The organism is Agrobacterium tumefaciens (assembly GCF_009649785.1).
Lineage (GTDB): Bacteria > Pseudomonadota > Alphaproteobacteria > Rhizobiales > Rhizobiaceae > Agrobacterium > Agrobacterium tumefaciens.
This window is the reverse complement of record NZ_WJOK01000008.1, coordinates 61,961-86,357: the sequence shown is the minus strand read 5'-3', so window position 1 is coordinate 86,357 and position 24,397 is coordinate 61,961. Positions and strand designations below refer to the sequence as shown.

23 protein-coding genes are annotated in these 24,397 nt (G+C 58.9%); 16 read left to right on the top strand and 7 right to left on the bottom strand.

Annotation, left to right across the window (positions count from 1 at the left end; translation table 11 throughout):
* The first annotated feature begins 1 nt into the window (after position 1).
* From lpdA to lipA, 3 genes are all read left to right on the top strand, one after another.
* A complete protein-coding gene (gene lpdA / locus GH784_RS10585) occupies positions 2-1,447 on the top strand; it encodes a dihydrolipoyl dehydrogenase (RefSeq protein ID WP_013636031.1) in 1,446 nt (481 codons plus the stop codon).
* Positions 1,448-1,528: 81 nt separating this feature from the next.
* Positions 1,529-1,777 carry a GlsB/YeaQ/YmgE family stress response membrane protein gene (locus tag GH784_RS10580; protein WP_003512885.1) on the top strand — a complete coding sequence of 83 codons (249 nt, stop codon included), beginning with the start codon at positions 1,529-1,531 and terminating at the stop codon, positions 1,775-1,777.
* A 104-nt stretch (positions 1,778-1,881) separates the two neighbouring features.
* Positions 1,882-2,853, top strand: a complete 972-nt coding sequence (gene lipA, locus GH784_RS10575) for a lipoyl synthase (protein ID WP_065688311.1) — start codon at positions 1,882-1,884, stop codon at positions 2,851-2,853.
* Positions 2,854-2,883: 30 nt separating this feature from the next.
* Here the strand turns inward: lipA and GH784_RS10570 are convergent, their stop codons facing one another.
* From GH784_RS10570 to GH784_RS27125, 3 genes are all read right to left on the bottom strand, one after another.
* A complete protein-coding gene (locus GH784_RS10570) occupies positions 2,884-3,861 on the bottom strand; it encodes a DMT family transporter (RefSeq protein WP_065704616.1) in 978 nt (325 codons plus the stop codon).
* 95 nt (positions 3,862-3,956) lie between these two features.
* Complete coding sequence (locus tag GH784_RS10565) at positions 3,957-4,691, bottom strand: helix-turn-helix transcriptional regulator (RefSeq protein ID WP_025593361.1); 735 nt, start codon at positions 4,689-4,691, stop codon at positions 3,957-3,959.
* 114 nt (positions 4,692-4,805) lie between these two features.
* Positions 4,806-4,982, bottom strand: a complete 177-nt coding sequence (locus tag GH784_RS27125) for a hypothetical protein (RefSeq protein WP_003512893.1) — start codon at positions 4,980-4,982, stop codon at positions 4,806-4,808.
* 247 nt (positions 4,983-5,229) lie between these two features.
* On the opposite strand from GH784_RS27125, the gene GH784_RS10560 reads away from it, so the two are divergent.
* Both GH784_RS10560 and GH784_RS10555 read left to right on the top strand, forming a co-directional pair.
* Complete coding sequence (locus tag GH784_RS10560) at positions 5,230-5,799, top strand: P-loop NTPase family protein (protein WP_065704613.1); 570 nt, start codon at positions 5,230-5,232, stop codon at positions 5,797-5,799.
* A 9-nt stretch (positions 5,800-5,808) separates the two neighbouring features.
* Positions 5,809-6,264, top strand: coding sequence for a type II toxin-antitoxin system RatA family toxin (locus GH784_RS10555; RefSeq protein WP_003512897.1), 456 nt, complete (start codon positions 5,809-5,811; stop codon positions 6,262-6,264).
* Here the strand turns inward: GH784_RS10555 and GH784_RS10550 are convergent.
* Together GH784_RS10550 and GH784_RS10545 are read right to left on the bottom strand one after the other, a co-directional pair.
* Positions 6,246-6,755 (bottom strand): CinA family protein, encoded by a 510-nt coding sequence (locus tag GH784_RS10550; RefSeq protein WP_038490894.1) that lies wholly within the window; start codon positions 6,753-6,755, stop codon positions 6,246-6,248. The genes GH784_RS10555 and GH784_RS10550 overlap by 19 nt on opposite strands.
* Complete coding sequence (locus tag GH784_RS10545) at positions 6,752-7,939, bottom strand: bifunctional 2-C-methyl-D-erythritol 4-phosphate cytidylyltransferase/2-C-methyl-D-erythritol 2,4-cyclodiphosphate synthase (RefSeq protein WP_065704611.1); 1,188 nt, start codon at positions 7,937-7,939, stop codon at positions 6,752-6,754. Before GH784_RS10545 ends, GH784_RS10550 begins: the two co-directional genes overlap by 4 nt.
* A 305-nt stretch (positions 7,940-8,244) precedes the next feature.
* Here GH784_RS10545 and dusB point away from each other — a divergent pair, with 305 nt between their 5' ends.
* From dusB to hflX, 8 genes are all read left to right on the top strand, one after another.
* The gene (gene dusB / locus GH784_RS10540; protein WP_272870597.1) at positions 8,245-9,231 is read left to right on the top strand and encodes a tRNA dihydrouridine synthase DusB; all 987 of its coding nucleotides are present in this window, start codon (positions 8,245-8,247) and stop codon (positions 9,229-9,231) included.
* Positions 9,228-10,376 carry a two-component system sensor histidine kinase NtrB gene (locus GH784_RS10535; protein ID WP_003512904.1) on the top strand — a complete coding sequence of 383 codons (1,149 nt, stop codon included), beginning with the start codon at positions 9,228-9,230 and terminating at the stop codon, positions 10,374-10,376. Before dusB ends, GH784_RS10535 begins: the two co-directional genes overlap by 4 nt.
* Complete coding sequence (ntrC, locus tag GH784_RS10530; RefSeq protein ID WP_003512914.1) at positions 10,373-11,824, top strand: nitrogen regulation protein NR(I); 1,452 nt, start codon at positions 10,373-10,375, stop codon at positions 11,822-11,824. Before GH784_RS10535 ends, ntrC begins: the two co-directional genes overlap by 4 nt.
* A gap of 149 nt (positions 11,825-11,973) precedes the next feature.
* A complete protein-coding gene (locus GH784_RS10525; protein WP_003512916.1) occupies positions 11,974-14,235 on the top strand; it encodes a sensor histidine kinase NtrY-like in 2,262 nt (753 codons plus the stop codon).
* A complete protein-coding gene (gene ntrX, locus GH784_RS10520) occupies positions 14,225-15,589 on the top strand; it encodes a nitrogen assimilation response regulator NtrX (RefSeq protein ID WP_003512918.1) in 1,365 nt (454 codons plus the stop codon). Before GH784_RS10525 ends, ntrX begins: the two co-directional genes overlap by 11 nt.
* Before the next feature lie 50 nt (positions 15,590-15,639).
* Positions 15,640-17,016 carry a Trk system potassium transporter TrkA gene (gene trkA / locus GH784_RS10515; RefSeq protein ID WP_003512920.1) on the top strand — a complete coding sequence of 459 codons (1,377 nt, stop codon included), beginning with the start codon at positions 15,640-15,642 and terminating at the stop codon, positions 17,014-17,016.
* 184 nt (positions 17,017-17,200) lie between these two features.
* A complete protein-coding gene (gene hfq, locus GH784_RS10510; RefSeq protein WP_003496145.1) occupies positions 17,201-17,443 on the top strand; it encodes an RNA chaperone Hfq in 243 nt (80 codons plus the stop codon).
* 165 nt (positions 17,444-17,608) lie between these two features.
* Positions 17,609-18,976 carry a GTPase HflX gene (gene hflX, locus GH784_RS10505; RefSeq protein ID WP_236761495.1) on the top strand — a complete coding sequence of 456 codons (1,368 nt, stop codon included), beginning with the start codon at positions 17,609-17,611 and terminating at the stop codon, positions 18,974-18,976.
* A 202-nt stretch (positions 18,977-19,178) separates the two neighbouring features.
* On the opposite strand, the gene mazG is transcribed toward hflX, so the two are convergent.
* Both mazG and GH784_RS10495 read right to left on the bottom strand, forming a co-directional pair.
* Positions 19,179-20,024, bottom strand: coding sequence for a nucleoside triphosphate pyrophosphohydrolase (gene mazG, locus GH784_RS10500; protein ID WP_025593370.1), 846 nt, complete (start codon positions 20,022-20,024; stop codon positions 19,179-19,181).
* A gap of 64 nt (positions 20,025-20,088) precedes the next feature.
* Complete coding sequence (locus GH784_RS10495) at positions 20,089-20,676, bottom strand: deaminase (RefSeq protein ID WP_065661048.1); 588 nt, start codon at positions 20,674-20,676, stop codon at positions 20,089-20,091.
* 262 nt (positions 20,677-20,938) lie between these two features.
* On the opposite strand from GH784_RS10495, the gene cysG reads away from it, so the two are divergent.
* From cysG to GH784_RS10480, 3 genes are read left to right on the top strand one after another with little or no spacing between them, the layout of a single operon-like run.
* A complete protein-coding gene (gene cysG / locus GH784_RS10490; RefSeq protein WP_065704609.1) occupies positions 20,939-22,402 on the top strand; it encodes a siroheme synthase CysG in 1,464 nt (487 codons plus the stop codon).
* Positions 22,395-22,709: a DUF2849 domain-containing protein gene (locus GH784_RS10485; RefSeq protein ID WP_003512933.1), complete on the top strand. Its 315-nt coding sequence runs from the start codon at positions 22,395-22,397 to the stop codon at positions 22,707-22,709. Before cysG ends, GH784_RS10485 begins: the two co-directional genes overlap by 8 nt.
* Positions 22,710-22,717: 8 nt before the next feature.
* Positions 22,718-24,388, top strand: coding sequence for a nitrite/sulfite reductase (locus GH784_RS10480; protein ID WP_003512935.1), 1,671 nt, complete (start codon positions 22,718-22,720; stop codon positions 24,386-24,388).
* Positions 24,389-24,397: the final 9 nt, after the last annotated feature.

Below are 24,397 nucleotides of genomic sequence, written 5' to 3'. Positions count from 1 at the left end.
TATGGCTCAATCTTATGACGTCATCATCATCGGTTCGGGACCGGGCGGTTATATTGCCGCGATTCGCGCAGCCCAGCTCGGCATGAAGGTTGCCGTGGTCGAGCGCGAGCACCTTGCAGGCATCTGCTCCAACTGGGGCTGCATTCCCACCAAGGCGCTGCTGCGTACTGCCGATGTCTTGCATACGGCTCAGCACGCCAAGGATTACGGCCTGACGCTCGAAGGCTCGATCAAGCCTGATGTCAAGGCGATCGTTGATCGTTCGCGCGGCATCGCGCACCGCATGAACAACGGCGTCGGCTTCCTGTTCAAGAAGAACAAGGTCGATATCATCTGGGGCGAGGCCAAGATCACCAAGCCCGGTGAAATCGTAGTTTCCAAGACCCAGAAGAAGCCCGTCGAACCGATGGGCCCGGTTCCGAAGAACACGCTGGGCGAGGGCACCTATACCGCCAAGCACATCATCGTCGCCACAGGCGCCCGCCCGCGCGCGCTTCCAGGCATCGAACCGGATGGCAAGCTGATCTGGACCTATTTCGAGGCAATGAAGCCGGAAGAACTGCCGAAGTCGCTGCTCGTCATGGGTTCCGGCGCCATCGGCATCGAATTCGCCAGCTTCTACCGCACCATGGGTGTCGACGTTACCGTCGTTGAAATCATGAGCCAGGTGATGCCGGTCGAAGATGCGGAGATATCTGCCTTCGCCAAGAAGCAGCTGGAGAAGCAGGGCATCAAGTTCCATCTGGAAACCAAGGTTGCCAAGGTCGAGAAGGCTGCTAATTCGGTTACTGCGACGCTCGAGAAGAAGGACGGTTCGTCCGAGAAGATCACCGCTGACCGGATGATTTCGGCTGTCGGCGTCGTCGCCAACATCGAAGGCATCGGCCTTGAGGCCGTCGGCGTGAAGACCGATCGCGGCTTCATCGTCATCGACGGTTACGGCAAGACCAACGTGCCTGGCGTCTACGCCATCGGCGATGTCGCCGGCCCGCCGCTGCTCGCCCACAAGGCCGAGCATGAGGCCGTGATCTGCGTTGAAAAGATCGCCGGTCTGCCGAATGTTCACCCGATGGACAAGCTCAAGATCCCCGGCTGCACCTATTGCAACCCACAGGTCGCCTCTGTTGGTCTCACCGAAGCCAAGGCGAAGGAACTGGGCCGCGATATTCGCGTCGGCCGCTTCTCCTTTGCGGCCAACGGCAAGGCCGTGGCACTCGGTGAAGATCAGGGCATGGTCAAGACCATCTTCGACAAGAAGACAGGCGAGTTGATCGGCGCGCACATGGTTGGTGCGGAAGTCACCGAACTCATTCAGGGCTTCGTGGTCGCCATGAACCTCGAAACCACCGAAGAGGAACTGATGCACACGATCTTCCCGCATCCGACCATTTCCGAGTCGATGAAGGAAAGCGTGCTCGACGCCTACGGACGTGTGCTGAACGCATGAGTGCCCCGTGATGCCCGGCATTGTCTAACCATGCCGGGTGTCCCATATGTCTCAACGCTGGTTCTATAAGGGAGCGCGGGAATGGAAAATATCGGCTGGATTGCGGCAATCATCATAGGCGGTCTTGCCGGCTGGCTCGCCGGCAAACTCATGGATATGCGTTTCGGCATCTTCATGAATATCGTTCTCGGCATCGTCGGTTCGGTGGTTGCCGTTGCGGTGCTGAGAACCTTCGACGTTTTCGTGCAGGACAGCAGGCTCGGTTATTTCGTAACGTCCTTCATCGGCGCCAGCCTGTTGTTGTTCATGGCTAAGCTGGTACGGCGCTGACTAGGCTTCGTGCCCGGAAGGGGCTTACGCTTTTTCTGGAATTGTTCTAAAGCATCGCGTCAATAAATGTGATGATCGCGGCAAGCGATAGAAACAGGTTTCTTATGGTCACTATTCTCGACAGGACTTCGTCCGAAGAAAAGCGTATCCGCCACCCGGAAAAGGCCCATCGGCCCGATACCGAAGTCATGCGCAAGCCGGAATGGATCCGCGTCAAGGCGCCGACATCCAAAGGCTACCACGAGACGCGCGAACTGGTGCGCAGTCACAAGCTGGTGACGGTGTGCGAGGAAGCCGGCTGTCCAAATATCGGCGAATGCTGGGACAAGAAACACGCGACCTTCATGATCATGGGTGAGATCTGCACCCGCGCCTGCGCCTTCTGCAACGTCGCGACCGGCAAGCCCAATGCGCTTGACATGGACGAGCCGGAAAACGTCGCCAAGGCCGTCAAGCAGATGGGCCTCAGCCACGTCGTCATTACCTCGGTCGACCGCGATGATCTCGCCGATGGCGGCGCGGAGCACTTCGAAAAGGTGATCTGGGCGATCCGCGCTGCGTCTCCCAACACCACCATCGAAATTCTGACCCCGGACTTCCTGAAGAAGCCCGGCGCGCTGGAGCGTGTCGTCGCGGCGAAGCCCGATGTCTTCAACCACAATATGGAAACCGTTCCCGGCAATTACCTCACGGTTCGCCCCGGTGCGCGTTATTTTCATTCCGTGCGCCTGTTGCAGCGCGTCAAGGAACTGGACCCCACCATGTTCACCAAATCAGGTATCATGGTCGGCCTTGGCGAAGAGCGCAACGAAGTGCTGCAGTTGATGGACGATCTGCGCAGTGCTGACGTGGACTTCCTGACTATCGGCCAGTATCTGCAGCCGACCCGCAAGCACCACAAGGTCGAGGCTTACGTCACGCCGGAGGAATTCAAGTCCTATGAGACGGTCGCCTATACCAAGGGCTTCCTGATGGTCTCCTCCAGCCCGCTGACGCGTTCTTCCCACCATGCGGGCGACGATTTTGCACGCCTGCGCGCAGCCCGCGAGAAGAAGATTCTGGCCGCTGCGGAGTAAGTGGGCGGGGCGGGCAATTTCTCTCACGCGTCATCCTTGGGCTTGTCCCGAGGATGACGTTGCTGCTTTCACCTGAAGTCCGGCCACAACCTTCTCCGGCCGATGCGCGCGCATGCACAGGATGACGCTCAGCACGACTGAGGAAATCGCCAGGACCTCTACGATTGTTGGCCCACGACCTTCCCAGAGGAAACCATAGAGCAAGGCAAAGAGCGTCTCGAACAGGATCATCTGCCCAACCATGGTGAGCGGCAGCAGGCGGCTCATGCGGTTCCAGAGAGCATTTCCGAGAATGGATGCGGTGAAACCGAGACCGGCGGCGATGGCCGCAAAATGCAGCCAGTCCTCGGAGCTATGGCCTTCCCCGCCGAAAGCAAAGGCCGGTATGGCGAGCGCCAGCGCCAGCCCTCCGGTCACCACACCCGTCATCATGTTCCAGTCGTCGGCGCTGACATCGTGAAGGCGTGACAGCCAGCGGGCATTGCCAACCGCAAAGGCCGTCCATGAGGCGAGCGCGCCAAGCGCACAGGCCAGCCCGATCAGGCGGGAGACATCCAGCCCCGTATCGCTTTCCGTCAACGACTGCCAGGATATGCCGATAATGCCGATTGCGCCAAAGGCGAGCGACGGCCACAGACGCTTGAGCGATACCGCGCCATGATCGCGCGTGCCGATGATGGTGACGGCAACCGGCAGGAAGCCGATGATGATGGACGTGAAGGCAACGCCGCTCAGTTTCACCGCCGTTGATATGAAGACATAATAGGCGATGTTGCCGATCATGCTCAGCCAGCCGAGCGCGATCCATTCGCGCGCACCGAAATGGGCAGATACCCGTTTCAGGCGCGGTCCTATGATGACGAGCGAAATTAGCCCGTAGGTCAGGTAACGGGCCGTCGACAGTTGCAGGGCGGAAAAATCCGGTACGAGTTTCGGGGCGAGAAAGATCGCGCCCCAGAGAGCGCCCGCCATCATGCCGTAGATAACACCTAGGCTTGTCTTGTTCATGTCATGTCACATCCGCATTCACGATTGCCCGCGATGTGCCACAGCCACGTACGGCTGTCTTGACAAAAACTCCTGAGAGAAGAGGTGCTGTGCTTTCAGTGAATTCCGAAGGCCCGGCGATAAGCGGCAGGCGTTTTGCCCATCGCGTTGCGCATGGCGCGCGTCAGTGCCGTCTGGTCGGAAAAGCCGGCCCGCAAGGCAATTTCCGCAATCGGCAATGTGGAGTGGCGCAGCAATGCGCAGACCTTGTCCATGCGCAGCTCTGCAAGCCAGCGGTGAGGAGGGAGGCTAAACTCTTCCAGAAACAGCGCATGCAGGCGGCTATCGCTGATTGCGGCGCAGGATGCGAGCGTCTCGATGGTCCACGGGAAAAATGGCTCCGCTCTGACGATCTCGCCCAGCGCATGCAGGCGGTGGCGGATATCGGTCTTTTCAGTCGCAAGGCTGTCGATCAGGAGCGGTGCCCAGAGGTTGGCAATATCCTCACGCGGCCCATCCGATCCGATGACGCCGCGCATGTAAGCGATCAGCTGCCGTGTATCCCGTGCGATATCGAGAAACGGCTTGTGGACAAATCTCTCCAGCACCTGTTCGGGAACAGCAGTTTCGTCAATATCGACCACCAGCGACCGGTTGATCGTCGTCGCTTCCTGTGTGTGCGATGTGTTGGGATGAATGAAGACCGCGCGCCCGGTGGACAATTCGTCCTGTAGCCCTGCTACATCGATCCGCAGACATCCCGAGACCGGAAGAACGATCTGCACGAAGCCGTGCCGTTCCTTCGGTCTTTCCTGCGTATAGGTCCTGATATCGGCGGATGCGGCGATCATGAGATTGTCATTTCCATCGTGCAAAGAAACGGCCGCCTCGAAAAGCGGCCGGTTTCAGTCCTGATTATGACATCGTCTTGAAGATTGGGCGAGCCGGCTTTATCGAGCCGGCGTCTAACATTCTTCCTTGGCGGTCGATTCGCCGCGTTTGCGCTTGCGCAAAACCGGCTTGTTCTCTCTCGCCTCGCATTTCGCAACGTCGATGAGATAGGCAAGCATCGGCATTTCGTTCATCGATGCAAGTTGCTTGGCGGATTCGAGAAGGTTGATGATGTTGGAAAAATCGTCCATCGGCTCACTCAGTGGCTCAAAGCGGGTTATGTGGGTGTGAACCCAGGGATGAATAAGCGCGGTGAAAATGGGAGGTTCCAGCGCCGTTGCATCCAATGGGTGTAATATTAGTCGCAAATAAATAGCAATCCCTGCGAGGGGGTTGCAATAGTTAAATTTCCGTAACATCGGACGCCGCGGCCATACCGCCGCAGAATAATAGCCGCGCTATTTAAAATGGCATGGTGGCGAAGACGAGGTTTATTCGATGCCGAACTATCTTGAAAACGTGGAGGACGCGGCTGCGATTATCGCATCTGCGCAGCGTATTTCGGTCGTTGGTTGCTCCGGAGGCGGAAAATCGACGCTTTCCCGGAAGCTCGTAAGACGCTTTGGATTTGAATACATTTCCATGGATCGCGATATTTTCTGGTTGCCAGGCTGGCAGGCACGCCCGCGCCAAGAACAGCGACAAAGGATTGCCGCTATCGTCGCCAAAGACCGGTGGCTGATGGACGGCAGCAATCCATCGTCTTTCGACATGCGTCTGCCGAGATCCGACATCGTCCTTTGGGTGCGCATGCCGCGCTGGCTTTGCCTTTGGGGCGCCATCACCCGGATTGCCAAGGGGTATGGCAAGGCGCGTCCTGAAATGGCTGAAGGGTGCCCCGAAAGACTGGATCTCGATTTCCTGCGCTATATCTGGAATTTCGAACGCCGGCACGCCCCGATCTTCGAGCAGAATTTCGCGCTTTATGGTCCCAACGTGCCGGTATTCCAGCTTAAAAGCCGAAAACAGCTTCGCCGCCTTCTTGATCTTCTTGTTATCGAGGATTAACTCCCGCTCATGCCACAGTTCGAAACGCATCGCCTTGTAAAACATTCACCCGACCGCATGTACGACCTCGTCGCCGATGTGGAGAAGTATCCACAGTTTCTGCCGCTTTGCGAAGCGCTGGTCATCCGCTCGCGCAAGGAGCGGGACGGCAAGACCCTGCTGGTGGCAGATATGACGGTGGGCTACAAGGCCATTCGCGAGACCTTCACCACGCAGGTGCTGCTGAACCCGGCAGAGCGCGCCATCGACGTGAAATATATCGACGGCCCGTTCAAATATCTCGACAATCGCTGGCGTTTTGAAGCCTCCGCAGAGGGCGGCTCGGCCATTCATTTTTTCATCGAGTATGAATTCAAGAACCGGCTGCTCGGTGCGGTCATGGGATCGATGTTCGACAGGGCCTTCCGCATGTTCGCCGAAGCCTTCGAGACCCGCGCCGATAAAATCTACGCGGACCCAGCCTGATTGAGGGTAATCAGCATCTCGAGCGCCGTTCTGATGGTTGCAAGACGGATTTCCGTGCGCCCGATCTCTCCGTAGTGCATTTCATGGTGCAGGATTTTACCGCTGCGCGCCCTGGCGGCCAGATGCACCAGCCCCACCGGTTTTTCAGCCGAACCTCCGCCCGGACCGGCAATGCCGGTCACGGCTACGGCAAAATCCGCCCGGGAACGAAATAGCGCGCCATGCGCCATTTGCAGCGCGGTCTGTCGGGATACGGCGCCGAAATTCGCCAGCGTCTCAGTTCCAACCCCAAGCATGTCCATCTTGGCCTGGTTCGTGTAGGTGACGAAGCCGCGATCGACGACGGCAGAAGAGCCGGCGATTTCCGTCAGCGAACCAGCAATTAGGCCGCCCGTACAGCTTTCCGCCGTCGAGACCATGAAGCCGCCGGCGGTAAAGTCAGAAATGATCCGCCGCGCCAGTTCTTCTATATCCGCAGGAAACAGGCTCATAGCGGTCTGCCCTTGTAGACCACAGTGGCAGTGGCAATCGCAGCAATACCTTCGCGGCGGCCGACGAAGCCGATCGTCTCGTTGGTGGTCGCCTTGACCGAGCAGCGCTCCAGCGCGATGCCGAGCATGTCGGAAAGCGCCTCACGCATGGCCTGCCGATGCGGTCCGATGCGCGGCGCTTCGGCAATCAGCGAGACATCGGCATTCATGATCGTGCCGCCATTGCCGCGGACTACCTTGGCCGCGTGTTCGAGGAAGATGCGCGAAGCGGCACCCTTCCATTGCGGATCGGAAGGCGGGAAGTGATCGCCTATGTCGCCAGCGCCGCAGGTGGCGAGCAGGGCATCCGTCAGCGCATGCAGCGCCACATCGGCATCCGAATGGCCTTTGAGTTTCTGGTCGTGTTCGATGAAGACGCCGCACAGTGTCACACCGTCTCCTGCTTCCAGCTGGTGCACGTCGTAACCATTGCCGGTGCGCACGTCAGGCAGTCCGTAGGAGAGCTTTTCATCGGCCATGGCGATATCCCGCTTGAGAGTGAGTTTCACATTGTCGACCGAGCCTTCGGTCAGCGTCACAGGCAGACTTGCCCATTCGGCGATCGAGGCGTCATCGGTAAAGTCGGCTTTTCCAGATGTGGCAGCAGCGCGATGCGCGGCGAGGATTTCGCCATAGCCGAAGCTTTGCGGTGTCTGCGCCGCATAAAGACCCTGCCTTGAAACCGTTTCCGTGACAGAATCGCCTGCGCCACGCTTCAGCGTATCAGTGACGGGCAGGGCAGGCAGAACGCCGACAGCGCCCGCCTTGTGCAGCGCCACGATGCGTTCCAGCATGTCCACGGCGATGAAAGGCCGCACGGCATCGTGGATCATCACATGTGTGAAGTCTTGCGCGGCCAGCGCTTCCAGACCAGCGAGCACCGATTGCTGCCGGGTTGCGCCGCCCGTGACGGTGACGATCCGCTTTCCGGCATTCAGCCGTTCAAGGATTGGTGACAGGAGTGCCGCATCGTCGGCATGGATAACGACCACGATAGGGGATGTGTCTGCCCAGGCAAGAAAGGTCGACAATGTATGCTCGATCACGGCCTTGCCACCGATCGGGCGATATTGTTTCGGCCCTTCCTCGGGGGAGCCGGCTCTTTCTCCGCGTCCTGCGGCGACAACGACGATGCCGAGTTTCATAGTACTTTCCTGCATTGGTCTTATGCTTTGTGCGCAACCCTTAATGGTTGACAGTCCTGCTCTAGCGTTTCAAAACCCGAATGGCCAGCCCGATAAGCCGCCCACCCGCACCCACATGCCGCAGGATCGGTCATCCCGTTTGTTCAAACCTGCATAAATTGCCGCCGCCAGCAAAACAGGCAGGCAGGCCACGCGCAAATAAAAGGTGCAACCCTGTAAAAGTGCTTGGCAACTGCGCAAACACTGTCTAAAAATAATGCATATAACTCTTCTGCACGAAAGATCATCACTTGCCCCTTCCGGAGTTGTCAGTCCCGTTCAGCATCGGCTCAGTCGCGATCCGTAATCGCGCAGTGCTGGCGCCTATGTCGGGCGTGACAGATTTGCCTTTCCGTCAGCTCGCCTGGCGTTACGGCGCGGGCCTTGTGGTGACTGAAATGGTCGCAAGCCGGGAACTTGTCGCCAATCGTGGGGAATCCTGGGCGCGGCTTAAAAATGCCGGGATGGTTCCGCATATGGTGCAGCTCGCCGGACGCGAAGCGCATTTCATGGCGGAAGCGGCAAAAATTGCGGCTGACAATGGCGCTGGCATCATCGACATCAATATGGGTTGTCCGGCCAAGAAGGTTACGGGCGGTTACTCCGGTTCGGCCTTGATGCGGGATCCTGATCATGCGCTGTCGTTGATCGAGGCGACCGTCGGCGCGGTCGATGTGCCCGTGACGCTGAAGATGCGGCTCGGCTGGGATGAAAACACCATCAATGCACCCGAAATTGCTCGCCGCGCTCAAGCCGCCGGTGTCCAGCTGATCACCATTCACGGCCGCACCCGCATGCAGTTTTACGAAGGACGGGCGAACTGGGATGCCATTCGCGCCGTGCGCGAGGTGATTTCCGTGCCGCTGATCGCCAATGGCGATGTCGAGACCGCCGAAGATGCGCGTGAAATCCTCAGCCGTTCCGGCGCGGATGCCGTTATGGTCGGTCGCGGTGCACAGGGTCAACCCTGGCTGCCGGCGGTACTGGCCGGACATGCAGCGCCGCAACGCGCCGATATTGCCGATATCGCCGTCGAACATTACGACATGATGCTCGAATTTTATGGAAGGGAAGCCGGTCTTCGGCATGCCCGCAAACATCTGGGCTGGTATCTCGACCGTTTCGCGACGGAGATCGCCACCACCGACAAGGCTAGAATCATGACATCGCGTGATACGGGGGAAGTGGCTGATCTGCTGCGCTCCGCCCTTTGCGACAATGCGGGCGAAGAAGCCGCAAGGAAGGCCGCATGAGTGCTGATAAACACAGCCCGGCAGATGCGAACCCGCTCGCCATGGCGGTTCTGAACGCGGTGCAGAATCCCGTTATTCTGGTGGATGCCGAAGGTTTCATCGCTTTTGCCAATTGGGAAGCAGAAGCTTTTTTCGGGGCCAGCGCCTCCCATCTCGCCCGCTACCGCGTCTCCACCTTCATTCCCTTCGGCAGTCCGCTGCTTGCGCTGATCGATCAGGTGCGGGAACGCCGCGCGCCGGTAAATGAATATCGGGTCGATCTGAGCTCCCCCCGGCTTGGACAGGACAAGCTCGTCGATCTCTATGTCGCGCCTGTTGTCAGCGAGCCGGGGTCTGTTGTCGTCGTCTTCCAGGAACGGTCGATGGCTGACAAGATCGACCGGCAATTGACCCATCGGGCTGCTGCACGGTCTGTCACCGGCCTTGCCTCGATGCTGGCGCATGAGATCAAGAACCCGCTTTCGGGCATTCGTGGTGCCGCGCAGCTTCTCGAGACATCGGTTGCCGATGAGGACCGTGCGCTGACGCGGCTGATCTGCGACGAGACCGATCGTATCGTCTCGCTGGTTGACCGCATGGAAGTGTTTTCCGACGAGCGTCCGGTGGACCGCGTGCCGGTCAACATCCATTCGGTGCTCGACCATGTGAAGGCCATAGCCAAGGCTGGCTTTGCCCGTAACATCAAGATTTCCGAGAATTATGATCCATCGCTGCCGGCGGTCTATGCCAATCGCGACCAGCTGGTGCAGGTCTTTCTCAATCTGGTGAAAAATGCGGCGGAAGCCGTCGGGAATCAGTCGGAGGGCGAGATCGTGCTGACGACGGCATATCGTCCCGGCATGCGCATGTCCGTGGCAGGCAGCCGCGAACGCATCTCGCTGCCGCTTGAGTTTTGCGTCCATGACAATGGGCCGGGAGTGCCGGCCGATCTCCTGCCGCATCTCTTCGACCCCTTCATTACCACCAAGACGAATGGTTCGGGCCTGGGTCTGGCGCTTGTCGCCAAACTGATTGGCGCCCATGGCGGCATTGTCGAATGCGACAGCCAGAACCATCGCACGACTTTCCGCGTATTGATGCCCGTCTCGCCTGAAGTGGCGCTGGACGACCGCATCTTGCCGAACTCGACAGGAAATGACAGATGACAGCTACTATCCTCGTCGCCGATGATGATGCCGCGATCCGCACCGTGCTTAATCAGGCGCTCAGCCGTGCCGGTTACGATGTGCGCATCACGTCCAATGCCGCAACGCTCTGGCGCTGGGTTTCTGCCGGCGAGGGCGATCTGGTCGTTACCGATGTCGTGATGCCCGATGAAAATGCCTTCGATCTGCTTCCGCGCATCAAGAAGGCTCGCCCGGACCTGCCGGTTCTGGTGATGAGTGCCCAAAACACTTTCATGACCGCGATCAAGGCTTCGGAAAAGGGCGCTTACGATTACCTGCCCAAGCCCTTCGACCTGACGGAGCTGATTGCCATCATCGGCCGCGCCTTGTCGGAGCCGAAGCGCAAGCCCGCCAAACTGGACGACGATATGCAGGACGGCATGCCGCTCGTCGGCCGCTCGGCCGCCATGCAGGAAATCTACCGGGTTCTCGCCCGCCTGATGCAAACCGACCTGACGCTAATGATTACCGGCGAATCCGGCACCGGCAAGGAACTGGTGGCGCGCGCGCTGCATGATTACGGCAAGCGCCGCAACGGCCCCTTCGTCGCCATCAACATGGCGGCAATCCCGCGTGATCTGATCGAATCCGAACTGTTCGGCCATGAGAAGGGCGCCTTCACCGGCGCGCAGAACCGCTCGACCGGCCGTTTCGAACAGGCCGAGGGCGGCACGCTGTTTCTCGACGAAATCGGCGATATGCCAATGGACGCCCAGACGCGGCTGCTGCGCGTATTGCAGCAGGGCGAATATACGACGGTCGGTGGACGCACGCCGATCAGGACCGATGTTCGTATCGTCGCCGCCACCAACAAGGACTTGAAGCAGTCGATCAACCAGGGCCTTTTCCGCGAAGACCTCTATTACCGCCTAAACGTCGTGCCGCTGCGCCTACCGCCGCTGCGCGACCGCGCTGAGGATATTCCCGATCTGGTTCGCCATTTCATCCAGACGGGTGAGAAGGAGGGGCTGGAAGGAAAGCGCTTCGAGACCGAGGCGCTGGAAGTCATGAAGGCCTATGCCTGGCCCGGCAACGTGCGCGAACTCGAAAACCTGATCCGTCGCCTGATGGCGCTTTATCCGCAGGAAGTCATCACCCGCGAGATCATCGAGCAGGAATTGCAGTCGGATGTTCCAGACAGCCCGCTCGACAAGATGGCGGTTCGCACCGGCTCATTGACCATTTCGCAGGCGGTCGAGGAAAACATGCGGGATTATTTCGCAAGTTTCGGCGAAGGCCTGCCGCCGCCGGGTCTCTACGACCGTGTTCTGCGCGAACTGGAATATCCGCTTATTCTTGCCGCCCTGACGGCGACGCGCGGTAACCAGATCAAGGCCGCCGATCTTCTTGGCCTTAACCGCAATACGCTGCGCAAGAAGATTCGCGAGCTTGGCGTTTCCGTGTATCGCAGCTCCCGCCCCAGCTGAGAATGTTGACAAGGCCGCGGTTGTCGTTGCATTTTCGCCACATTGTGTTGCTTGGAAAACACTAGGATGGAGAGAGATTCGCCGGCACGAGGCGGATTCGCCCATTTTCATGAATGTGGTGCTGGCTAGCCAGCGATTGGGAGAAATGCATGCGGAAACCCGCCGCCGAAAAAGCCGTTGCCGAAGACGCAGCGGGAATGGTGGTAGCCGATCGCAGGATGTCTTTCGCTCTGCCGGGGCTGGTGCTTGCCGGTGTCGCCCTTGTTTGCGCCATACTGACACTTTTCGTGCTTCTGGGCGTAACACCGATTGCGCCGACATCGAATGTCGTCATCGCCTCGGTCGTCATCAATTCGGTCTTTGTGATCGGACTGATCTTTCTCATCGGTCGGGAAATCAACCGCCTGCTGAAAGCGCGGAAAAAGGGCAGGGCGGCGGCACGATTGCATGTGCGCATCGTCGTGCTGTTTTCCATCGTTGCGATTACACCGGCCGTTCTTGTCGCCATCTTCGCCAGTCTGACGCTGAATGTCGGTCTCGACCGCTGGTTTGCGCTACGTACCCAGTCGATCGTCGATTCCTCCAGCAATATCGCCCAGGCCTATATGATGGAGAATGCCGGTTATCTTCAGGGACAGACCCTGTCGATGGCCACCGACCTCGACCGCAATCGCGCGCTCTTTTATCTCGACCGCACCGGCTTCGTCGATCTCATGACCCGTCAGGCCAAGGGCCGTGGTCTTCTCGGCGCATTCCTGGTGCAGGAAGACGGCGACGCCGTCGCGCAAGCCGATATCAAGACGGAAAAGCCGCTTCCGGCCATTCCGCACGATGCGCTTGAAAAGGCCGCCGCTGGTCAGCCAACCCTTATTCCGCCTGGCATCACCAATCTCGTCGGCGCCATCATCAAGCTCGAGGGCATCAGCGGTACGTTTCTTTATACCGTGCGTGCCGTCGATCCCAAGGTGATGGGCGCGATGCGGCTGATGGAAGAGAACCGCGCCGAATACAAGGCGATGGAGGCCGGCCGTGCGCCGTTGCAGATTGCGTTTGCAATCCTTTATCTCGGTTTCGCGCTGATCGTGCTTCTGGCGGCGATCTGGACCGCGATTGCGGTGGCCGACCGTATCGTGCGTCCTATCCGTCTCCTCATCAGCGCCGCAGACAGTGTCGCCACCGGAAACATGCATGTGCTGGTTCCCGTTCGCGCCATCGATGGCGACGTTGGCCGCCTGTCGCGCACCTTCAACAAGATGGTCTCGGAACTGCGCAGCCAACAGGAACAGATCATTGAAGCGAAAGACGACATCGATGATCGCCGCCGCTTCATCGAGGCCGTGTTGTCGGGCGTTACCGCCGCCGTTATCGGCATTGATGAAAACCGCAGGATCACCATCGTCAATCCTTCGGCTGAAGAATTCGTGGCGCTTTCCTCCGACCAGCTTATCGGTGCGCAACTATCTGATATCGCGCCTGAAATCGAAGAGGTCGTGACCGAGGCCAACACCTGGTCGCGCGGCAATTTCCGCAAGCAGATCAACATCATGCGGCGCGGCACGGAACGGACGCTCAATGTGCAGGTGACCCGTGAGGATGCGCGCGACAGCCGCGACAGCTACGTCATCACGCTCGACGATATCACCGATCTCGTCATTGCCCAGCGCTCGACCGCCTGGTCCGACGTCGCGCGGCGTATTGCGCATGAGATCAAGAATCCTCTGACACCTATCCAGCTTTCTGCCGAGCGCATCAAACGCCGCTTCGGCAAGCAGATCGACGAGAACGATCGCGCCATCTTTGACCAGTGTACGGACACCATCGTCCGGCAGGTTGGTGACATCGGCCGGATGGTGGATGAATTCTCGGCCTTTGCGCGCATGCCGAAGCCCACGAAGGAAAAGTCGGACCTGCGTTCGATCTTGAAGGACGCGGCATTCCTGCGCGAAATAAGCGCCGCAGACACGAAATTCTCGACGGAATTTGGCGATGTCCCGCTGGAGGGCATGTTCGATGCCCGCATGCTGGGACAGGCGTTCGGCAATCTCATCAAGAATGCAACGGAAGCGATCGAAGCGGTGGAAGGCGAAAAGCGGCCAGGTAAAATCCTGGTGCGCGCATCCTTCGACGAGGCCAATTCGCGGTTCGTGGCTGACATCATCGACAATGGCAGAGGCTTGCCCGTCGAGAACCGTCACCGCATTCTCGAACCCTATATGACGATGCGGGACAAGGGTACGGGCCTCGGCCTCGCCATCGTCAAGAAAATCATCGAAGAGCATGGCGGGTATCTGGAACTCCACGATGCCCCGCCGGAGTTCGACCATGGCCACGGTGCCATGATCAGAGTGCTGCTGCCCTATATCGAGGCGGTCGGCGGCAAAAATAACAAGGAAGCAGCATATGGCGTCTGATATTCTGGTCGTGGATGACGAGGCGGACATTCGCGAAATCGTAGCGGGTATTCTTTCCGATGAAGGCCACGAGACGCGCATGGCGTTCGACAGCGACAGCGCGCTGGCCGCCATTTCCGAACGCGTTCCGCGTCTCATCTTTCTCGACATCTGGATGCAGGGGTCGAAGCTCGACGGTCTGGCCCTGCTGGACGAGATCAAGAGCCGCCATCCCGATATCCCTGTTGTGATGATTTCCGGTCACGGCAACATCGAAACCGCCGTCAACGCCATCAAGCGCGGCGCGTTCGATTTCATTGAGAAGCCGTTCAAGGCAGACCGCCTGATCCTGATTGCCGAACGCGCGCTGGAGAACTCCAAGCTGAAGCGGGAGGTGCAGGAACTCAAGAAGCGCACTGGCGATGCGGTTGAACTCGTCGGCGCGTCGCTTGCGGTTTCCCAACTTCGCCAGACCATTGACCGCGTGGCGCCCACCAACAGCCGCATCATGATTCTCGGCCCCTCCGGTTCCGGAAAGGAGCTGGTGGCGCGCATGGTGCACAAGAAATCCTCGCGTGCTACAGGACCTTTCGTTGCGCTGAACGCTGCGACCATCACGCCGGACCGCATGGAAATCGCCTTGTTCGGCACGGAAGGCCTGCCCGGGCAGCCGCGCAAGGTGGGCGCTCTGGAAGAGGCCCATCGCGGTGTTCTCTATCTCGATGAAGTCGGCGAGATGCCGCGCGAAACGCAGAACAAGATCCTGCGCGTGCTGGTCGATCAGCAGTTCGAGCGTGTCGGTGGCGGCAAGCGGGTAAAGGTGGATGTGCGCATCATCTCCTCAACCGCCCATCACCTCGAAAGCCTGATCGCCGAAGGCCAGTTCCGCGAAGATCTCTACCATCGCCTCGCCGTGGTGCCGGTGAAGGTGCCGGCGCTGTCCGAGCGGCGTGAGGATATTCCTTTCCTCGTAGACATGTTCATGCGGCAGATTTCCGAACAGGCCGGCATCCGCCCGCGCAAGATCGGCGATGACGCCATGGCCGTTCTCCAGACGCATGACTGGCCGGGTAACATTCGCCAGCTCCGCAACAATATCGAGCGGCTGATGATTCTGGCACGCCCCGAAGGCGGTGAGGCACCAATCTCGGCAGACATGTTGCCGGCGGATATTGGCGACATGCTGCCGAAGATTTCGGCGCAAGGCGATCAGCACATCATGACCCTGCCGCTGCGCGAAGCACGTGAAATGTTCGAGCGGGACTATCTGGTCGCCCAGATCAACCGCTTCGGCGGCAATATTTCACGAACGGCGGAATTTGTCGGCATGGAAAGATCGGCACTGCATCGCAAACTGAAATCTCTCGGCGTATAAGAGACGAAGGCCCAAGTCGTCGTAATCGATTATTCCGTCAGAGAGACAGCATGAAAGTCATCATTTGCGGCGCAGGGCAGGTGGGTTACGGCATTGCCGAACAACTGTCGCGCGAGGATAATGAGGTATCGGTCATCGATACCTCCGCGACCCTCATTACCGCCATTACAGAGACGCTGGATGTGCGCGGTTATGTCGGCCATGGCGCCCATCCCGACATGCTGGCAAAGGCGGGTGCGGACCAGGCCGACATGATCATCGCCGTGACCCTGCATGACGAGATCAATATCGTCGCCTGCGAGGTTGCGCATGCGCTGTTCAGCGTTCCGACCAAGATCGCCCGCATCCGCGACCAAAGCTATCTGAAACCGGAATATGCCGATCTGTTCAGCCGCGAAAACATGTCGATCGACGTGACGATTTCGCCTGAAGTCGAAGTCGGCAAGATGGTACTCAGGCGCATCGCCTTTCCGGGTGCCACCGATGTCGTGCGTTTCGCCGACGACACGGTCTTCATGCTGGCAATCGAGTGCATGGAGGACTGCCCGGTCATCAATACGCCGCTCCAGCAGCTTTCCAACCTCTTTCCGGACCTTATCGCAACCGTGGTGGGTGTCTACCGGAACGGCATCCTCAAGGTCGCGCACTCCTCCGAGCAGCTGCGCGTCGGCGACCTCGCTTATGTCATCTGTCAGCGCCAGCACGCACGCCGCACCCTTGGCCTCTTCGGCCATGAGGAGCAGGAGGCGCAGCGCATCGTCATTGCGGGCGCCGGCAATATTGGCCACTTCGTCGCGCAGAAGATCGAGGAGTTGCAGCCTAAGACGCGGGTAAAGATCATCGAGGCGGATCGCGACAGGGCTATTGCCGCATCGGAACAGCTCAGCAACACCATTGTCATGCATGGTTCGGCGCTGGACCAGAAGATTTTGCTGCAGGCCGATATTCAGGATGCGGATCTGATCGTGACGCTGACCAACAGCGATCAGACCAATATACTGGCGGCGGTGATGGCCAAGCAGCTCGGCTGCAAATCCAACCTTGCATTGTTGAACAGCTCGTCCTTTCACGAGGTTGCGGATTCACTCGGTCTCGACGCCTATATTAATCCCCGGGCCGTTACCATTTCGCGCGTTCTCCAGCATGTGCGCAAGGGCCGTATCCGGTCGGTTTATGCCGTTCAGCGCGGCTCGGCGGAGGTAATCGAGGCAGAGGCGCTGGAGACTTCGCCGCTGGTCGGCCAGTCCTTCCGTGACATCGATATGCCTGATGGCGTGCGCATCGGCGCGATCTATCGCGACGGTGTGGTGATCCGCCCGGACGGCAGCACGAAGATCAAGGCGAAGGACCGCGTCGTGCTGTTTGCATCTGCCGATGCGGTGCGCGACGTGGAACAGCTTTTCCGGGTTTCGATACAATATTTCTGACTGTTTCGAATCGAAAAAGCAGGTCAATACTCGTACTCATTCGGCTGTTTTCGCCGTTGCGGAACAGGACACGATTTGATACCAGAGTTGCAGGTCGGCCAAGCGGGGGACTAGACTCGGCCGGCTTATTATTGATTGATTATTTTCCGGTATCCCTGCCGGCAAAAAAGAAAGAAGCGGCGCCATGGCGGAACGTTCTCAAAACCTTCAGGATCTTTTCCTCAATACCGTTCGTAAGCAAAAGATTTCGCTCACGATTTTCCTGATCAACGGCGTCAAGCTGACGGGCGTTGTCACTTCCTTCGATAATTTCTGCGTGCTTCTGCGCCGTGACGGTCACTCGCAGCTTGTTTACAAGCATGCGATCTCCACCATCATGCCCGGCCAGCCGATGCAGATGTTCGAGAGCGAAGAAGGCGCAGCCTGATCAGGCTCCCTCAACGGTATCTTCGATATAAGCTGACCTGAACCGGGAACATTTCCGGTTCAATCAGGTTAATCCGCATAGTCGTCCGCACGGATGCGGTCGGCTGCAAATTCATTTCTTGATAAGGCTGAACCCATTACGACGCGCGACACCTCGAACGAATCGATGATCCCCGAACAGGAAAAGCACCGCGACGACATGCGTGCGGTGGTCATCGTGCCTGTCCTCAAGCAGCAGCGCGAAAGCCGTGATGCGGTGGCGGGTCCGGTTTCTCCTGTACGGTCTGTTGAGGCCAAGCTTGAGGAAGCAAAGGGGCTGGCGCTCGCCATTGATCTTGAGGTGACGCAAGGTCTTGTCGTGCCGGTCAACCAGCCGCGTCCGGCGACTTTGTTTGGAACCGGCAAGATCGAGGAAATCGGCCATCTTCTGGATGAAACCAATTCCGGTCTGGTGATCGTCGATCATCCTTTGACCCCGGTGCAGCAGCGCAATCTTGAAAAGCAGTGGAATGCCAAGGTCATCGACAGGACGGGCCTGATCCTCGAAATCTTCGGCCGCCGTGCCTCCACCAAGGAAGGCACGTTGCAGGTCGATCTTGCGCATCTGAACTATCAGAAGGGCCGCCTCGTCAGAAGCTGGACCCACCTTGAACGCCAGCGCGGTGGCGCGGGCTTCATGGGCGGTCCGGGTGAAACGCAGATCGAGGCCGACCGTCGGCTGCTGCAGGATCGCATCGTCAAGCTCGAGCGCGAGCTGGAGCAGGTCGTGCGCACCCGCCAGCTTCACCGCGCCAAGCGCCGAAAGGTGCCGCATCCGATCGTGGCGCTGGTCGGTTATACCAATGCCGGCAAGTCCACCCTGTTCAATCGTATTACCGGCGCTGGCGTTCTGGCGGAAGACATGCTGTTCGCAACGCTCGATCCAACCTTGCGCCGCATGAAGCTGCCGCATGGCCGCACGGTTATCCTGTCCGATACCGTCGGTTTCATCTCCGATCTGCCGACACATCTCGTCGCCGCTTTCCGCGCAACGCTGGAAGAGGTGCTGGAAGCCGATCTTATTTTGCACGTGCGCGACATGTCCGATCCGGATAATGCCGCCCAGTCGGCCGATGTGCTGCGCATTCTTGGCGATCTCGGCATCGACGAAAAGGAAGCCGAAAAGCGCATCATCGAGGTCTGGAACAAGGTCGATCGTCTCGAACCCGAAGCGCATGACGCCATCATTGAACGTGCCGAGGGCCGCTCCGATATTCGTGCCGTTTCGGCGGTCACGGGCGAGGGCGTCGATGCCCTGATGGACGAGATTTCCGGCCGTCTGTCAGGTGTCCTGACGGAAACGACTGTAGTCCTCTCCGTCGAGCAATTGCCGCTGATCTCATGGGTCTATAGCAACTCCATCGTGGATAGCCGCGAAGACAATGAGGACGGTTCGGTTTCCCTTGATGTACGCCTGTCGGAAGCGCAGGCCACCGAGCTGGAACGGAAGCTTGGAAAGGCAACCATCCGCGAGCGGGAAGACTGGGAGCAGTAAGCGCTCCGAGAACGATTGCGGTATGTTCCCTTATACTCAACGTCATCCTTGGGCTTGTCCCAAGGATCTAGACACACAAGATACAATCAGGACGTCGCATATGCTCGGGGCAGGCCCGAGCGTGACGCAGGAGAGGTTCTAGGTTTTCGTCACCACTGTCGAAAGCACCGGGCGCTCTGAGTTTTTCAGCATATCCGGGTGATCAGGACGAAATCATATCCAGCGAGCGTTCTATGCGTTTTGCCGCCTGCCACAGGTCTTCCATTCTCTCAAGGCTCGCTTCCTGAAGCGTTTCGCCATTTTCGGTGAGCGACGTCTCGATGTGATTGAAACGTCTGCGGAATTTCGTATTGGTGCCGCGCAGCGCGTCTTCCGGATCGGCTTTGACATGGCGGCCGATATTGACCAGCGCGAAGATGAGATCGCCAAGTTCATCAGAGACCTTCTCCGGCTTTCCCTCCGCCAGCGCTTCACGCAGTTCGGCGATTTCCTCCTCGATCTTGTCGAGAATGGGGGCTGGATCCGACCAATCGAAACCGACGCGCGCAGCCTGTTCCTGCAACTTGAGAGCCTCGGTCAGAGCCGGCTGGCTACGCTGCACACCGCCTAAAAAGCCGGCCTTGAAATCCTCGGTGATACCGCGGCGGGCGCGCCGTTCCGCGCGCTCGCGCTTTTCCTCGGCTTTAATCTGGTCCCATTGCAGCTTGACGCTGTCAGGCGTATTGGCGGCGGAAACGGCAAAGACGTGCGGATGGCGGCGGATCATTTTGGACGTCACGGCCTCAACCACGTCGCCAAAGGCGAATTCGCCCCGTTCCTCGGCGATGCGGGCATGGAAAACCACCTGCAGCAAGAGGTCGCCCAGTTCTTCGCAAAGATCGTCCATATCCTTGCGCTCGATGGCGTCGGCAACCTCATAAGCCTCTTCGATGGTGTAAGGCTTGATCGTCTCGAAGGTCTGGACGACATCCCAGGGGCAGCCGGTTTCCGGCTGGCGCAGGGCTTCCATGATCTCGATCAGGCGGGAAATATCCTTCGAGGCTTCCATAGTCTTTCAAACCTTCGTTCTTTATTTTCATACATATCCAGGCGGAAAACCGTCTAGAAATGCTCTAGTTCAGCGGAATATCGTTGCCGCTCTTCGATGACTGATAGCTGGTGGAAAGCTCGTCATAGGCAGCCTTGATGCGGGCCGTCTGCGCCTTCAGCTCGGTCTTCAGCGGATCGTCTTCGCTCTCCACCAGATCGGCAATGAAGAAAGAGTTCCAGAAGGCGTTGCTGCGGCGGTACCCGCCCGGCTCCAGCCCGAAAACTTCCTTGAGGATTTTCAGGTCGTGCGGAATGGCGAAAGCGTCGCGCGAATCCTCGTGGCTGAAAAAGGAGTAGAAATTGTCGAAGCCGGCCCAGGTGATGGCGGACATGCACATGGTGCAGGGTTCATGGGTGGAAAGGAAAATCAATTCCTTGGTGTTCGGCTTCTCACCCAGCTCGTAAAACCGCTTCAGCGCGTGCACTTCACCATGCCAGAGCGGGTTTTCCAACTCGTTATTCGTCTCTGCGATCACCAGCGACAGATCGGATTTACGCAGGATCGCCGCACCGAAAACCTTGTTGCCGAGGCTGACGCCGCGCGCCGTCAGGGGCAGGATATCTTGTTCGATAACATCGAGAAGACGGGCGGCAATTGTCGAGCTGGTCAAGGGTCTGATCCTTCGTACCGCCTCAGGGCGAAGCGGTTTTTGCATGGAGATATCGACGAAAATAGTCCCTTCTTGTTCGGCGCGAGGGCCTGGTTTGTCAAGGGATTCTCATGGGATTTAGAGGCGTTCGACAGGGTTGATAAAGGTGCGCCGGTTAGTTTTCCTCAAAAACAGGGGTGTTCGAGAAATAAAAATCCAGGTGTCGGAAAGGCTTGAATTTCTGTTTCTTCAATCTTGCGCCGCAATGCGGGATAAATGCCCGATGCACAAGGAACACGATTTTTCCGCTTCTGGCGATCGCCTTTCGACCTTCCCCGCGTTCTTCCGGGTTGAGGGACGGCGGGTCGCTGTTTTCGGCAATGGTGACGAGGCCTTTGCGAAGGTAAGGCTGCTTGCCAATACCAATGCACATATCATTGCTTATGCCGACCAGCCGGAAGCGGATTTTGCGCGCTATATCAGCGAAAACGGCATCGATCATCGGGCCATGGGTTTCGCAAGCCAGTTGATTGAAGGCGCAACGCTGGTTTTTGCCGCCACTGGAGACGAGGCACTGGACCGTGAGATCGTTTTGGCTGCGCGCGCCAAGAAAATCCCTGCCAATGCGGTGGATCAGCCGGAGTTCTGCGATTTCTTCACGCCGGCACTCGTCGCCCGCGCACCCGTCGCCATCGCCATTGGCACCGAAGGCGCAGGCCCGGTTCTTGCCCAGATGATCCGTGCACGCATCGACCAGATGCTGTCTCCGTCGCTGGGCAAGCTTGCGCGCCTCGCCGTGCAATATCGTGACGCCGCCGAGCAGAATGTTCCCAAGGGCGCGTTGCGGCGCAATTTCTGGCGCCGGTTCTTTTCCGGTGCTGTCGCAGATGCCGTCGCTCTCGGCGATACATCATCCGCCCGCCATGCCGCTGACCGTTTGCTGCAATCGCCCGAGCGCAGCGAAGGCCGCGTCTGGCTTGTGGGCGCTGGTCCCGGTGCCGAAGATTTGCTGACGCTGCGCGCGCAGCGCGTGCTGATGGAAGCGGATGTGATCGTCTACGATGCGCTAGTGCCGCAGGCAATCGTTGACATGGGGCGCCGCGACGCCGAGCGGCTGTCCGTCGGCAAACGCAAGGGCTGCCACAGCAAGTCGCAGGATGAGATCAACCGCCTGCTGGTGCGTCTTGGTAAAGACGGCAAGCGCGTCGTGCGCCTCAAATCCGGTGATCCGCTGGTCTATGGCCGGGCGGGAGAGGAGATGGCGGCGCTGCGCGATGCCGGTATAGGTTACGAGATCGTTCCGGGCATTACCTCCGCCTTCGCCGCTGCTGCGGATTTCGAATTGCCCTTGACGCTGCGCGGTGTCGCTTCGTCGCTGATTTTCACCACCGGCCACGATCTGACCGGCGATGTCCTGCCGGATTGGGCGCGGCTTGCCGTCTCCGGCGCTACCATTGCTGTCTATATGGGCCGCAGCGTTGCCGCGTCGGTCGCGACGAGGCTGATAGAGGCAGGTCTCGGCGTGGAAACGACCGTAGCCGTTATCGAAAATGCCAGCCGCGCGGATCGCCGCCTGCTGCATGGCACTTTGAACGATCTGCCCGACCTCGAACATCGCGACGAACTGACCGGTCCGGTCATGGTCATCATCGGCGATGCGGTGGCGGGCGCCAATTTTGACAGGTCCGAGGCGCTCGCGCTTGTTGCGCGGCCAGCGAACCTTAAAAGGGAGTATGCAAATGGCTGACAAGGTTTTGACCGCCAACCGCCTGGGCGATGGGATCGCTGTATGGCTCGATGCCAATGGCGAATGGACGGAGAACCTGCAGGACGCAATCGTCGCCCGCCACGCGGAGGCCGTCGCTTCGTTCGAGGAAATCGGCAAGCGGGATTTTTCCGCCAACAAGGTCGTTGACGTGAATGTCATCGACGTGGTGGAGGAGAATGGCAAGCTTTGGCCGACGCGGCTTCGTGAGCGCATTCGCGCCGCTGGCCCGACTATGCACTATGCCAACGGCTTCAAGCCGGCCGATGCAGCATTCATCGCAGTCTGAGGAAGAATATGTACCGTTACGACGAGTTCGATCACGCATTTGTTGAAGGCCGCGTGGCACAGTTTCGCGATCAGGTCGAGCGCCGGTTGTCCGGCGAGCTTGCTGAGGACGCGTTCAAGCCGCTGCGCCTTATGAACGGTGTCTATCTCCAGCTCCATGCCTATATGCTGCGCGTCGCCATTCCCTACGGCACGCTGAATTCGCAGCAGATGCGGATGCTGGCCCATATCGCCCGCAAATATGACCGGGGTTACGGCCACTTCACCACCCGCCAGAACATTCAGTACAACTGGCCGCGCCTGTCCGACACGCCCGATATCCTCTCCGAACTGGCAAGCGTGGAAATGCATGCGCTGCAGACCTCGGGTAACTGCATTCGCAACGTGACCGCCGACCATTTCGCGGGCGCCGCCGCAGACGAGGTCGCCGATCCGCGTCCTTATGCGGAAATCCTGCGTCAATGGTCTTCCGTGCATCCGGAGTTCTCGTTCCTGCCGCGCAAGTTCAAGATCGCTGTAACGGGCGCCGAGCGCGACCGCGCCGCGATTCAGGTTCACGATATCGGCCTGCATCTGAAAAAGAACGACAAGGGCGAGATCGGTTTTGCCGTCTATGTCGGCGGCGGGCAGGGCCGTACGCCGATGATCGCCAAGAAGATCCGCGACTTCCTGCCGGAAGAAGACCTGCTGTCCTATACCACGGCCGTCATGCGCGTTTACAACCTGCACGGCCGCCGCGACAACAAGTACAAGGCGCGTATCAAGATCCTCGTGCATGAAACCGGCGCAGAAGAACTGGCCCGCCAGGTCGAGGTTGAATTCGCGGAGCTGAAAAACACGGAATTGAAGCTGCCGGATGCCGATATTGCGGCCATCACCGCCTATTTCGCACCGCCGGCACTTAAGGACCGTCCTGAAGGCTGGGAGAGCCTGGCGCGCTGGAAGCGGGCGGATGAGGGTTTTGCCCGTTTTGTCGAGCAGAACGTCCAGCCGCATAAGCATCCGGACTACGGCATGGTGACGATTTCCCTGAAGCCGATTGGCGGCATTCCCGGCGATGCGACCGACGAGCAGATGGAACTCGTCGCCGATATCGCCGCCGAATACGCGTTTGACGAAATCCGCATCAGCCACGAGCAGAACATCATCCTGCCGCATGTGGCACTGGCCGATCTTGAGCCGGTCTATCGCGCACTTGTAGGAGCCGGACTGGCGACTGCCAATGCCGGGTTGATCACCGATATCATTGCCTGTCCCGGGCTGGACTATTGCGCGCTTGCCAATGCGCGCTCCATTCCGGTGGCGCAGGAAATCTCTACCCGTTTTGGCGCGCCGGAACGTCAGGCGGAAATCGGCGAGCTTAAGATCAAGATTTCCGGCTGCATCAATGCCTGCGGCCACCACCATGTCGGCCATATCGGTCTTCTGGGTGTTGAGAAGAAGGGTGCGGAACTCTACCAGATCACGCTTGGCGGATCGGGTGATGAAAACACCTCGATTGGTGAGATCATTGGCCGCGGTTTCGAGCCGGAAAAAGTGACCGACGCGGTGGAAACCATCGTCGACACCTATCTGGGCTTGCGTCTTTCGAAGGAAGAAACCTTCCTCGAAGCCTATCGCCGCGTCGGACCGCAGCCGTTCAAGGATGCGCTCTACGGTTCCGCCGCTGAAGCCGCCTGAGGAGATTGA